The 13,002-nt window shown below is 45.1% G+C and carries 10 protein-coding genes and 1 pseudogene; 6 read left to right on the top strand and 5 right to left on the bottom strand.

Going from position 1 to position 13,002, the window contains the following annotated elements; all coding sequences use genetic code 11:
* Positions 1–316 precede the first annotated feature (316 nt).
* On the bottom strand, positions 317–682 hold the full coding sequence (locus AC0YNU_RS32850) for a hypothetical protein (protein ID WP_475764252.1): 366 nt from the start codon (positions 680–682) through the stop codon (positions 317–319).
* 1,028 nt (positions 683–1,710) lie between these two features.
* Here AC0YNU_RS32850 and AC0YNU_RS32845 point away from each other — a divergent pair.
* Positions 1,711–2,814 carry a hypothetical protein gene (locus AC0YNU_RS32845; protein ID WP_475764250.1) on the top strand — a complete coding sequence of 368 codons (1,104 nt, stop codon included), beginning with the start codon at positions 1,711–1,713 and terminating at the stop codon, positions 2,812–2,814.
* A gap of 179 nt (positions 2,815–2,993) precedes the next feature.
* Here AC0YNU_RS32845 and AC0YNU_RS32840 read toward each other — a convergent pair whose 3' ends face one another.
* On the bottom strand, positions 2,994–4,193 hold the full coding sequence (locus AC0YNU_RS32840; protein ID WP_475764248.1) for a hypothetical protein: 1,200 nt from the start codon (positions 4,191–4,193) through the stop codon (positions 2,994–2,996).
* Positions 4,194–4,304: 111 nt separating this feature from the next.
* Between AC0YNU_RS32840 and AC0YNU_RS32835 the strand changes: the two are divergent.
* A pseudogene (locus AC0YNU_RS32835) lies at positions 4,305–4,975 on the top strand (transposase); the annotation flags it as partial.
* A 223-nt stretch (positions 4,976–5,198) separates the two neighbouring features.
* Here AC0YNU_RS32835 and AC0YNU_RS32830 read toward each other — a convergent pair.
* Entirely contained in the window at positions 5,199–5,639 is a 441-nt protein-coding gene (locus AC0YNU_RS32830; protein ID WP_475764246.1) for an NlpC/P60 family protein, read from the bottom strand.
* A 224-nt stretch (positions 5,640–5,863) separates the two neighbouring features.
* Here AC0YNU_RS32830 and AC0YNU_RS32825 point away from each other — a divergent pair, with 224 nt between their 5' ends.
* A complete protein-coding gene (locus tag AC0YNU_RS32825; RefSeq protein ID WP_475764244.1) occupies positions 5,864–6,991 on the top strand; it encodes an IS110 family RNA-guided transposase in 1,128 nt (375 codons plus the stop codon).
* Between the two features lie 817 nt (positions 6,992–7,808).
* Here the strand turns inward: AC0YNU_RS32825 and AC0YNU_RS32820 are convergent.
* Positions 7,809–8,684: a LysR family transcriptional regulator gene (locus AC0YNU_RS32820; protein WP_475764242.1), complete on the bottom strand. Its 876-nt coding sequence runs from the start codon at positions 8,682–8,684 to the stop codon at positions 7,809–7,811.
* A 107-nt stretch (positions 8,685–8,791) separates the two neighbouring features.
* On the opposite strand from AC0YNU_RS32820, the gene AC0YNU_RS32815 reads away from it, so the two are divergent.
* Together AC0YNU_RS32815 and AC0YNU_RS32810 are read left to right on the top strand one after the other, a co-directional pair.
* Positions 8,792–9,535 carry an MBL fold metallo-hydrolase gene (locus AC0YNU_RS32815; protein WP_475764240.1) on the top strand — a complete coding sequence of 248 codons (744 nt, stop codon included), beginning with the start codon at positions 8,792–8,794 and terminating at the stop codon, positions 9,533–9,535.
* Between the two features lie 121 nt (positions 9,536–9,656).
* Positions 9,657–9,839, top strand: coding sequence for a YncE family protein (locus tag AC0YNU_RS32810; RefSeq protein WP_475764238.1), 183 nt, complete (start codon positions 9,657–9,659; stop codon positions 9,837–9,839).
* 114 nt (positions 9,840–9,953) lie between these two features.
* On the opposite strand, the gene AC0YNU_RS32805 is transcribed toward AC0YNU_RS32810, so the two are convergent.
* Complete coding sequence (locus tag AC0YNU_RS32805) at positions 9,954–10,403, bottom strand: NUDIX hydrolase (protein WP_475764236.1); 450 nt, start codon at positions 10,401–10,403, stop codon at positions 9,954–9,956.
* A 474-nt stretch (positions 10,404–10,877) separates the two neighbouring features.
* Between AC0YNU_RS32805 and AC0YNU_RS32800 the strand changes: the two genes are divergently transcribed.
* Entirely contained in the window at positions 10,878–12,524 is a 1,647-nt protein-coding gene (locus AC0YNU_RS32800; protein WP_475764234.1) for an RNA polymerase sigma factor, read from the top strand.
* Positions 12,525–13,002: the final 478 nt, after the last annotated feature.

The raw sequence follows: 13,002 nt of genomic DNA, 5'->3' as shown, positions 1-13,002 counted from the left end.
ACGTTTGAACTCCTCTGTGTACCTTTGCCGCTGCTCACCCATGTGAACACCTCCTGTTAAGACCATTATGTTAATTCTCTTAACGGGTGTCCACTTTTCATTCTAGACCCAAACATATTATTATCAGCCTTTTAATGTGATTGCCTCCCTTATATAGCAACATAGCTAATCCCCACAACCTTATCTTTTTCTCTTACGCTTCCATTATTTGAATAGTTGCACTAAACTGCCTGTTAGCGTAACAAAGGGCTGCCAAGTTGGCAGCCCTCATGATGTTGGACTATCGTTACCAGTTAGATTAATTTGGTGTATAAGTTCAAGCAGTCTTATTGTTTTTCATTTTTATTCTTCTATAAATCATAAGTGGGGTGATCCAGATAAAGGCGATGAGTTGTACAGTAATAATGTATATGATTTCTTGGTAATTCGTTAATTGAGTGAACTGAACAATTAAAAACCAACTTCCAGTACCAAACAACCAAAATACAAAACCAACACCAATACTTTTACTTCCTCCAGGTCGCGTTTTGCCTGAAATCATCATATAAGCAATCCAAATACCAAATAATATCGGTAATACTCCAGTAATAACAGCAATTAGTGATATTGGCATTTTTTTAAACAGGGGCAATAAAATCATAAAAGCTACAGTCAAAATAGATGTCGTTTTAAATCTCTTCAATATTATCTCCCCATAGCTTATGTCTTGTTCAATTTACTATATAATATATTCAATTTCTTTTCATCAGTACTTAACGGATTCTTCCATAACGGATTGTTCCACTAAACTGCCATTTAGTTTAATGAAAAATGGAGCAACTGCCACCGGCAGAATGCTCCAAGATTCGTTGAACCATCGTGTCCCGTAAGTTCAATCGGGCATTTACTCAAGCCTATTAGAAACGCGGATTGCCCCCGATCAAGTCTTTAGTCATTGGATCGAAAAACATTGTAATCGGTCCCAGTTGGCCGTTCATTTCCGTGTCAAATTGAACGGATACTACAACTTCTAGCTTTCTGTCATCTATCCAGTATAATGAAGGATGATATCATCATTGCAACAAGAAGCTCCACTTTATATCTCCTTTCTTCCGATAATAATAAAGTAGTCATTCGCTATAGTAACGAATTCGTATTGGTTTCTCCTTTAACTTCTACTGTATTATTTAGAGCTTGGCTAGATCCTGCTGTAGTTGTAGTAGGTCTTGAAATAATCCACGCTCCTAAAACTATACAAAGTCCTAAGAAAATAACGGAGATCGCCTGCATGTTCTTCCCCACTAATAAGCCCCCTAATTTTCCAAGTATATCCTATACGCTAATTACAATGTGTTTGTTGCGCTAACCTGCCTGTTACTTCAGTGAAGCCAGTCTTCAGGCTATAACTAAGTGCTTCCTAAACCACTCGTGCCTTCATCATATTTTCACAAACTAATTCTCTCTACATTTCATACATATTATTCCAGTAATTTGCTGAGGCATTCATTAGCTGAATACCTTTTATAGAATGGTAATTACAATTTTTTGAGTAATTATGCCTATTTTTTAAGGAATTCACTATGTAAAACTGAAACAAAGTCATTAAGTCTCATACGTTCATCCATTTTATTGTAAGTTTTCTGGTAGATTGGTAGTGGTACATTACGTAGAATCATCAAATACCATTTCATGCTAGATTTATAGTATATCGCCAATTGGAGGAATAACGTGATGAAACGACGATTCATGCTGCTGGCTTCGGGGTTTATGCTCCTTATGCTGCTCCTGCCTGTCCAAGCAACAGCAGCTGAGGAGAGCGAACAGCTACTCTACCAGTTCAACGGAAACATCTCCGACTTCGACCAAACCCGTATCGTTTGGAAAGAACCCGGCAATAAGGTGCTCTGGCTGTACAACCGTATGAACAAAAGTGAAGTCAAGGTGTATGATGCTGCCACGTCCGATTCTGTCATCACTGAAGCGAAATTATCCGCTGAAGGTGTCGTTTATTCCTTTACAGACCAAGTGCTCAACAAAGCTGTCACGCAGTATTGGAAGGACGGCGAGGTTCGACAGCTTGGCGATGCGGCTCTTACTACAGTAAAAGGGAATTTTGCGGAGCTAACCGATCGAGTAGTGGATTTAGCGTCGGGACAGTCCCGTCCTCGTTATTTTTCGGACGATACAGTATCACCAGATGGAGCCATCATTTACTCGTCTAGAAACGATCTGTACAAGTCACTTCCTGACGGCACGTTGACAAAGATCGCGTCGAGATCTCCTAGCCTCGTAAATAAGTGGTATCAGCAGAATTTGGGTTTATATCATCCCTTAGCAGACGGTAAAAACATCATCTTCCAGGAACTCATGGTGATTAATAACTATACAAGTTTGAAGTGGGTGACTCGGTTGATCGGCTCAGATGGCAAGCGTACCACGTTAGCCATTAACCCTTGGCCGGATACAGGCGACTATGTCATCAATAATGGCTGGATTGCTTATACCAAATATGAAAAAGACAAAGATAAATGGGTACTGTATGTCCGCTCGCCGGAAGGCGTGGATAAGTCGGTGTTTGAAACTTCTTGGTGGTATTCTAGGGACGTGCACCTCAACATCGAGCATTTGTGGCCGGACGGAACCGTCGCATACAGGGCTAGAGACAACGGTATGCACATTTTTTTCACCCAAGCAGATAAACGTCTAGATACCTACTTCAGTTGGACAGATTACCAATACCGGGAGCATGTCTTTAGCGGTCCAGGAGAGTCCCAATATCGGTATGGCGTATGGTATCGAATTGCTGGAAATTCGTTGTACGAAATTCGAATCTGAAACTCTGATACTACCGACCCCGTAACAACGGCAGCCCACTTTTAGTTGGGCTGCCGTTGTGCCATGTCCGAGCTATAGTTCTCCGTTAGCTTAACGCTAAAAAGTGAAGAAACCAATCCATCCGACAGTCGTAACCTTCACTCACTTGGCCATACTTACAAGCACTATGGCTTGTAGACTTATAAATAAGTTAGCCATGCCGGCCCTGGCCCGTATAGATCGTCAATCGCATCGATGATCCGCTTCTCAATAGCATCATATGCCGCAGCAATGTTCCCGATTTGGTAATCTACGTCAATTTGTCGGGTAATTGAGTACAGCATCATGTAATGAGCGGCAGGAAGCGTGAATTCATGTTTCCACAGTGGGCCTTCTATGCTCCCTACGCACGAGACGTCTGCACTGAATTTACTGCGGTCGAAGATGAGCTTCACGAGATGGTTATTTTTAGTTATCCTCGTAATCGTAAAGATGCCATTACCGCTGAGTTTTGTATTGTAACAAAAGCCTCGTTTATTAAAAAATTGGTTAACCGCTTTTTTGACTGACAAGGGTTCGGTGGGATAGTCTCCGATTGCAAATGGCTTCAATTGATATGGAAACACGACGCCTGTTAGACTTCCAGATTCGTAGCACGATTGTACGATCCGATTCCCAGCAACCATGTTCTCGAAAACGATTGCCGAATCGTCTTCTTTTGAAGGAACCACAAATACACGTTCGTGTTTAATCTCACCGAAAGTCTCCAAAAAACGGCGTTCGTCCTCATTTAACTCCAGTTGTGGAATCCGTTCCTCAGCTTCTAGTTCTACGATTGCATCCAGAAAATTTGTTCTTCCCGAAATCCACCAATCGCTTTGCAGTCTGATACAAGGCGAGGGGTAATTACTCCAGCCAATTATATTCGGCTCGAACAACCTCGTAAACTGAACATCTCCCTTTGCACGAAAAGGTACCGGTGCCGACTTGTTGGCATCAGGGATTCGACTGAGCATCGGAAGACGATCGAACACAAAAGTCGCATTACGCACCGGGAACCGGCGAGGAATTCCTCTAATGATTTCGAGCGTATCTTCCATTCTAAGTGAAGCGGTACAGCCGTTAGGATTAGCACCATCCCATCTTGCAGGGAGATTGGACAACCTTTGCTCACGACCCTGTGAAACCTCTACCGTATGGCGAAACTGGGCGAGTGTGGGATTTTGTTTTAGTAATCGATCAATTCCAGATATACCATGCATAGACTCACTAATGAAAAACTTGATGTCATGAGGGTGAAATCCTGCAGCCAGGAAAGCTTCTTCGATCCTTGCGATGACCATCTGCGGAGTGTCCCTTTTCTTATCCAATCGATATATAATCTGTTTATACAGCCTCACAAGCAAACTCCTTAAAATATAGTCCTCACCTATTGTGTTCTACGTTGGTTGGGTATCTTATTATTCGTGAAGAGTTTATTTAATTCCTTTTTAAGGTAAACTGCCCGTTAACATAATAAAAAAAGAGCAGCTGCGGGCGGCATACTGCTCGATAGTACGTTTGCCCTTTGTGAACTGTTCTACAAAGAAGACTTTGAACGGCACAAAACTAGAGGCGTTCAGCTGCTAAACCTACGTACCTTAACGAGGCAGCACAATGCAATTACGGGTCTCTACATTCAAATCAAACTACAATTTCAAGCTGTTCTAGATCAGGTTTTTCCTGAGTATAAAGGCGTTTTCGGGGACTTACACTCTGCGGTATCGCTAAAAACGTTGTTAGCATTTCCGACTTCAGACGTTGCTCTTAAAGCCGAGAAAACAAATATAACGGAGAAGATTACTCACTTATGTATACGTCGGTCTGAGAACTGGGCACCCCGAAGAAACTGGTTGCCTTCGCTGGTGTAGATCCTAGCGTTCATATGTCGGGGAAATTCACGGCTACGATCAATCGCATTACAAAGCGCGGTTCTAGTAGGCTTCGACACACCTTATTCTTGGCTGTCCTTTGCAGCTTGCGGCGATCCGGCAGCAAGAAAATGAAGGCATTTTACGAGAAGAAGATCGCTGAAGGTAAGCCTTACAAAGTCGCCATGATTGCCTGCGTGAACAAGCTGCTTCACTGGGTATTCGCCCTGCTCAAGCGCAAAGAAACCTTCATCGACTTGAATTTGGACTAAGCAACCAACACAAGAAAAACCTCCCAACAAAAATTCGGAGGGTTATTTGTCTTGCTTAGATTCTAGTATAGGAGTCTGTTTTTGAGATTCCATTGAAAAATCTTGACAAGATATTAGCTGGTTTAGCGTGGAAGAGGCAGCCGGTTTTTATTGTGGGCTGCCTCTTTGTTGTCTGTATAAAGCTACAGTTCTCCGTCCCTCGTATTAATGCAACTTGTAAATTTTAATCGCATAGGTTCTGCTGTGTTCTGGCTAATACCCTTTCAACTTGAGCCCAACCTATAAACTTTGGTTGGGTCCACCCAGGTGCTGGTTTGAGACTTTCAATTTCTAAATAGTTATCTATTCTCACTTTATCCCAGGCGTGTATTGCATCTCCATTCCCCAGAGATAAAGCTACATGTCCCCAATTTTTCACTTCACCTTCGACCACGCCAGAACAGGAATAGAAAACAAAAGCTCCTTTTGGTGGAACACCACTATTCTTGTGAACTTCGTAAATTTCAGCGGATTCGCGAGCATCGTCGCCGCCCCACATCTCAATTCCGTTGCTTTTTTCATAAGCGTCTTCAACAAAACCGAGACAACGAAACTGGTAATCTCTCGAATCCATGTGGTTTCTTGCCCAGGTAATTGCATTCTCTACTTCCTTGTCAAACTTCAATAAGCAAACCTCCCATTTTTTTGTTAAGCACCAATTAATATTTAATATTACTCTAAGATGCAGAGAAATTACTGGTAAAAAACGATTATTACTCAACTATCCTGCCCATTAGTCATAATGAACGAGGCGGCCCCATTCGCTTAACGTAGGTTGCATGTGGTTACAATGTGTAGTGGATTCTACTTAAAACACATGCAGAGCTACACTCGAAAGGAGCCGCTATTATGAAGGATTTCACAAAATTTGTTGGTTTAGACGTATCAAAAGATATCATCTCTGTTGCCGTCGCAGATGCTGGTCGTGGTGAACCACGGTTTCTAGGGAACTTTCCCCACACACCTGAAGCCATGCGTAAACTCATGAAGAAAATAGGTACACCCGAGCAACTGCACGTCTGCTACGAAGCTGGACCAACGGGGTATGGTCTCTTCAGGTTTTTGTTGTCGCTTGGCATTGACTGTGTTGTTGTTGCGCCAACACTCATTCCAAAGAGCGCTGGAGATCGCATCAAAACCGATCGAAGAGATGCATTACGATTAGCACAACTTCTTCGAGCCGGAGAACTTACGCCTGTTTGGACTCCCGATGAAGATCATGAAGCGTTGAGGGATTTGGTTCGGGCTCGTCATGACGCAAAAGAAGATTTACATCGTGCTCGCCTTCGCCTTGTCCAGTTTTTACTTCGTCATGACCTGCGTCCACCAAAGGGTACACGAAACTGGTCTGTCACACATCGAGAATGGCTCCACGGGCTTCGCTTTGAAAAATCTTCGTTGCGACTGGTATTCCAGGAATATCTTCATGCCATTGATGAAGTGAGGGACCGAATGAAACGCATTGAAGCTGAAATTCATGAACAAGCAACAAGCAGTATTCACGCCCCTGTTATCCAGGCTCTTCAAACCATGCGTGGCGTAGCAGAGGTAACCGCAACCACGTTAGTAGCGGAAATTGGGCGGTTTTCTCGCTTTTCAAGTCCCAGGCAGTTAATGTCGTATGCCGGACTCGTTCCTAAAGAATATTCAAGTGGCGCAAGTCGTTGGCAAGGATCCATCACGAAGGTCGGAAATGCTCACATTCGTCATGTCATCGTAGAATCTGCTTGGTCCTATCGCCACTCTCCTTCTTTAAAAGGACAACTCCGCTCTCGCCAGGAAGGTCAAGATCCTGAAGCCAAGCGCATTGCCTGGAAAGCTCAGCACCGGTTACATCAGAAATATCAGGTCATTACTTCTCGGGGGAAAGCTGGGAAGCATGTTGCTGTTGCCGTTGCCAGAGAACTCATCGGGTTCGTATGGGCTATTGGTTGTGCTATTGAGAAGAAGCAGTCGGAAACAGTATTGACCGCTTAGTTTGGATTGAATAGGTACACTACGGGGATTTGAAATCTTGGCTCGGAGGCAAACACCGGTAAGGAGAACCCTCATGTTAAGCTATGCACTAGGCAAGAATTGACAGCCGAACGTGCGCCGTTAGTCCGAGGCAGCTCCGCGACGGATGGATTGAAATGCGGTACCCAACCCGCGCATATCAGACTGTTAACCACCGTCAACGCTTTGCCTTCGTGCCAAGATTTTAAAAGCAATTCCCCTTTGTAAAATGATTATTGAAAAGAGGTATTGACCGCCTCGTTCATATCAGCTTAATGACGAAGGAGCATCTGCCGTTGTGGCAAACTGCTCCATGTTCCATGTTAGATAAATGACTCTAAAGCTCTCCGTTGTACTGTAAACTATATAATGATTGTTATAAGTGGCCTCTACGCCAATCCACCCCGTTGGATATAAAATTTCAACATGCCCCGTAATTCTGTTGATTTTCACTAGAACATCAGCTCCGTTCTCGGATAGGATGTGTGCCCATAATAAAACGGGGTAGGATACACCGTAATGCTGAATACAATAATGATGAGAACTAGCAAAATAAACGTACTCAAATGCTTTCTACTCATGACTTGCCTTCTCATTCTACCTTTTAACATTTCCAATTGGGTTTAGTTAGCTAATATCTGCTTTAAGAATAACACCAATTATATATACCATTTTTTCATACTTAAGGTATGGTCCTCTATTACCGAATCCTGCCCGTTACTTCAAAGGAAACGGCAGCCGATCGTTTGACCGACTGCCGCATATCGTGATTGAACTATAGTTCCCAGTTAGCCGAAACTTAGGGAAAAGCTGCCGTCACATAATCCGAAAAACGTTTCGCCGACGGCGCCAGAAATTTATCCCGTTTCTTTACGAGGCCGATTTCGCAGATACTCCCTTCGTCTTTGATAGGCAGCCACACCAAACCGTCTAGCATTAATCCGCTCGTTTTGGGAAGGATCGATAACCCGAGTCCGGCAGCCACAAAACCCGCCACTGTCATCAAATCCTCCGCTTCATATGCAACGGCCGGCGCAAAGCCGACCCGGCTGAAGCAGCTTTCCAGTGTCGACTTAAGCCCACAGTAATGTTTCACTTCTATAAACGGTTCGCCGGTCAATTCCATGAAATTGATTGTTTCTCGCTGCGCAAGTCGATGAGTAGGAGAAACCACGACATACAAGGGCGCCTTCACCATCGGTAACCATTCATAATCGTCCGATTCCAGCTTGGCCGATGAAATCATAAGATCGCTTTCGCCGCTTTCCATATTCCCGCTGATGAACGTATGATTCCCCTGCACCAATTCTAACCGGATCTTCGGGTGCCGTTGATGAAACCCGCGAATAAGCTTGGGTACGAGCTCTGCGCCAAGTATATTCAGATAGGCAATACGGATGACCCCGGAATCGGGATTAGCTTGTTCTTCAAGCGCTTGCTTTCCCCTCTCCAACTCGGACAACGCACGTTCCACCGATTCGGCAAACATTCGCCCATAACGGCTGACCTGGATATTCCTGCCTTTCCGCTCGAATAGAGGCACCCCCAATTCTTCCTCCAATTTGGATATGGAATGGCTTAAGGCCGGCTGCGTAATCGCCAGCACTTCGGACGCCTTCGTCACATGTTGAAATCGAACGACAGTAAGAAAATAATCAAGCTGAGTCAGCTCCAATTTAATCACCCTCCAATTCATTAGTTAAATTCATGATAATTATTATTATAATAAATTAGACGTTATGAATGATCAAGCGTAAGCTTAGAGCAAAGGAGATGATGAAGATGAAAACGACAGTAAACTTAAAGATGATTGACATCGAAACAAATTTTCGAGGCATGCAGGAAGTACTTCATCCCGTACTGATTTGGGACAATCAGGAGGCCGTCTTGATCGACGCCGGAATTCCATTCCGGTTGCCCTTATTTCAAGAAGCTATGGCTCAAGCGGGAATCCCTTTTGACAAGCTTAAAAAAATCATTTTAACCCATCATGATTTGGACCATATCGGAGGGTTGACGGAGATTCTGAACGCTTTCCCGCATAAAATCGACGTACTCGCCACCGAAGAGGAAAAACCTTATATTCAGGGGGAGCAGCCGCATCTGAAGATTAACCCCGCATTCATCGACCGGTTTCGCGCCGCGCTCCCCGCCGAACTGCCTTCGGAAAGAAGGGATGCAATCCTTCATTTATTGGAACATCCGCCGACGGCCAAAGTGGATCAAATCTTAACCGACGGGGAGGAACTCCCGCTCTTTGGCGGGATCGAGGTCATTCATACGCCGGGCCATACCCCCGGACATATTAGCCTTTATCTGAAGCAGCACAAGCTTCTTATTGCCGGAGACGCCTTGATGATCGATAACGGGTGTTTTGTGGAGCCCGACAACTGCGTAGATGCGGATTTGGCAAAATCATCGCTGAAGAAATTCCTTCCTTATGACATTCAAACCGTTATCTGTTATCACGGGGGGCTTTGCAAGGAAAATGTTAAACAACGTATCGAACAACTCGCGTACAGCTGAATTGTTAAAGTAAATAAAGGATTAGACTGAAAGTGTCGATTAGCCTGAAAGCAAAAATAAAAACAGCGGCGGCCATGGACGAGAATGATATGCTCCCCATACGGTCATCACTACGATTTCTTTGCCTGCCGGAAGCAGTCCTTTTGGAATCGCGATCACTCCCGATGGTTCACGCGCCTATGTTGCAAATATCAATGATTCTACGGTTTCGGTGATTAACACGGCAAGTAATACCGTTATTGCAACCTTACCGGTAGGATTAGTTCCTGATGGTCTCGCAATTACCCCAATTCTTTTGTTTTAAGTAAAATGCAAACAAGCCATTTCACAATAACGAAAGGCAGTCTTACGACTTGAAAATTAAGTCATAGACTGCCTTTTGTTATTGAGCTATCGTTCCCAGTTATAATGACTTGATTTAATCGTTAAGCCAACCGGATATTATTCCCGCTCTTTTAAGCATTGAAATACGTTCTTCCCGACCTTCTATCTTCTGTATCATTTCAATAGCTGTTTCAAAATTAGTAATCACATAACCTGTTTTTTCGTATCCTTTAGGCATTTCAAGAAAGTGCTTTACCTTGGTTAAGAAGTAGATTCTATAAGAGTCAAATTCCTCCCAGTACCAGCACGCGAAGGGGATTCTCTCCTCGGATAATTCTATCCCGGCTTCTTCAATTGCTTCTCGATTCAACCCATCACGAATTGACTCGTCCTTATCCAGTCTACCTCCGATGGTTGTTAATACCTTTTCATCCTTATCCCAAACCATAATCAAATTCCCATTCTCGAACACAGGTATGCAATGTACACCACTAATAACTTTATCAGTAGGTATTTCCGTGATAAATGTTAAGATACAAACCACCTCCTGTCTTTGCTTTAGTTACATCGCACGCCCCAATATATTACCACATATTGGAACTATTCTGCCCGTTAAATGGACAACGTCTATTATGCATTTGAATAATTAATCGAGACCACTCCTGGTTTACCTAAGAAACGAAGGAGTACCCCAAGTACCCGAAGAAGAACTTCAGCTCGTGCTCCTAGTTTTATCCTCCTTTAGTTGAACGGAAAAAAGTATCTTTATATACTAAAAGTGAGACCCTTAACTCTTAAGTAATCTTCAGCTTGTTTAATTCTTGTTCCAATATACGCAACAAAAAGTTCATAACGTCTCCTTAACCATTCAAATGACCTATCCGCGATGTTTGTACTTGTACATGTATGAGTGATCCGGTAGGACGTCCAAATTTTTTTTGTAAATATCCCAACCTTTATCTCGCCTGGCACACTATTTGATTGTCAGGAATTACAGATGCAACTGCGGAGGTAAAAGATGAATTCGATCGGGCAGAACGAAAAAGAAGCGGCGGAAGCGATTCGGAGTTATGTCAAACCGATTTTCGGTTTTGCGTTGAACCGGGTCAAGCAGCGAGCGGAGGCGGAGGATCTGGCTCAGGAGATTATGCTGCAGTTGTTGAAATCCTTCTCAGGGAAGCGGGATATTCGGAGCCTGGAGGCCTATGTTTGGACGGTTGCCCGATACACTTGGGTGAATTGGTTGAAAAAGCGTGCGCACGCTCCCCAAGCGATCGAAATCAACGGCATGTCCGAACTGTCAGTCGACCCTTCCCGGGAGCCGCTTGACCGGCTGCTGGTCACCGAAGCTTACCGCGAGCTGCGCCGGGAAGTCGCGTTTCTGTCCGACATCCATCGCCGGATCGTGGTCATGCATTACTATGACGAGCTTAAACAGGGCGATATCGCGATTGCGCTGAACATTCCTGTCAACACGGTGAAGTGGCATCTGAGCGAGGCCAAAAAGGAGCTAAGGAAGGGGATGAAACGTATGCGCGCAACAGGAACTTTGAGTGTCAATCCGGTCAGCATGGGGGAAATGGGCCATTCCGGTTCGGCCGGCAAACTGGGCGAAACCAACGATTTTCTTGGACGAGCCTTGGCGCAAAATATCGTTTACGCGGCTTATCACAAGGCGCTTACCGTCCATCAAATCGCGGAGGAGCTCGGAATGCCGCCGTCTTTGCTGGAAGGCGAAGTCCGGCACCTGGCCGATTACAATTTTCTCGTCCAAACCTCTCCCGGCAAATATCAAAGCAATACCATCGTCTGGGACCTCTTCGAGTTGGCCGTAGCCGGTCATCCATTCTGGCAGGAGTGCGCCGCCGAAGTGGCCGATGTTCATTTCGACGCGTTAATGGAAGTTCGCCGGCAAGTCGAGGATAGCGGAGTGTACGTTCCGGACGGCGACTATAACTTCCTGCTTTGGACCTTGCTGCCCAAGAACGTCGAGGAGCAATCCTGGCGGAGCATGCCGGCGGGCGACAACTTCGATGCGGTCGCGCCAATGCGAAAGGACGGAGGGCAGTATATCGCCTATGCGGCGTTGAACCGGAGCCGCAATGCCGATCCGGGCTTTGATCTGAGTAGTTACGCCACCTTCGGTCCGTCGCTCCGCTACGTCGAAGACACTCCCTTATACTTGTGGCAATTCAATACGTACTGGAGCGACCGCCAGGTCGATTGGCGTTTCCTGGAATACCGAAATGTCGAGATTTGCCATGCGTTCCAACAAGGGAAACTGCCCGACAACGAAGAGAACAGCGAGCAATATTCGTTCCTGCTGGAGAAGGGGTACATCCGCAAGACGGAGGAGGGGTACAAGTTCAATGCGGTTTGGCTCGACTCTCCGCAAACGCTGGATCGGTTGAACAAGGCAATGCCGGATTTGTCCGCCTTGTATGCGCCCGCTGTCGGCAAGCTTTACGATAAAATGCTCAAGCTGTTCCTGCAAAATCAGCCGAAGCATTTAGAGCCGCAGATTGCCTACATGGTGAGAGGCAATACCGGCGGAGGCCGGTTGGTCGCTTATATTTTGAAGCATTTGATCGATAACGGAAAGCTGAAAGCGCCGTTGCCGCACCAGAGGAAGACGATTTCAACCTGGATGGGGCCGGTCAAGTAAGTCGGGTTCGGAAATGGATACGAAGAATGGCCGTTCCCGGGTGGTGGTGGCCATTTTCACGCAATACGCTGTCCAACGAAGTGATTAAAAACATCGCTATTGCATCACGGCTCCCCTCCTGAATGAATGAAAATGAGCAAAAACACCCATGACGCACGTGCGTCATGGGTAGTTTTTGATCGCAATTGCATCTGCCGGATTTCTCCTTTACCTGACGATTTTTAATCTTTCTTGTCCGCAGCCCAACCATGAGAGGCCAGATGCTCCACATACTCAGCAGATCTATTCAGCAAAACTGCCATTTAGCTTAATGAAAAATGGAGCAACTGCCACCGACAAACCGCTCCATCCGTTGAACTATCGTTCCCGTTAGAATTCCTGTAAAACGAATAATTTGGCGTTTGAACAAAAACGAGCGCCTCGGTACGATGGGGTTACGCACGAGGTCAAAAGCCTCAAAAAGCCCATCAGGAGGTCG

It is taken from the genome of Paenibacillus sp. J31P316, assembly GCF_056269105.1.
Note: the sequence above shows the minus strand (reverse complement) of the source record. Positions and strands in the feature narration are given on the sequence as shown.

Coding starts and splice junctions, on each gene's coding strand:
- AC0YNU_RS32825 (WP_475764244.1), top strand. CDS start 5,864: ATGAAGGATTTCACAAAATTTGTTGGTTTAGACGTATCAAAAGATATC.
- AC0YNU_RS32815 (WP_475764240.1), top strand. CDS start 8,792: ATGAAAACGACAGTAAACTTAAAGATGATTGACATCGAAACAAATTTT.
- AC0YNU_RS32800 (WP_475764234.1), top strand. CDS start 10,878: ATGAATTCGATCGGGCAGAACGAAAAAGAAGCGGCGGAAGCGATTCGG.
- AC0YNU_RS32845 (WP_475764250.1), top strand. CDS start 1,711: ATGAAACGACGATTCATGCTGCTGGCTTCGGGGTTTATGCTCCTTATG.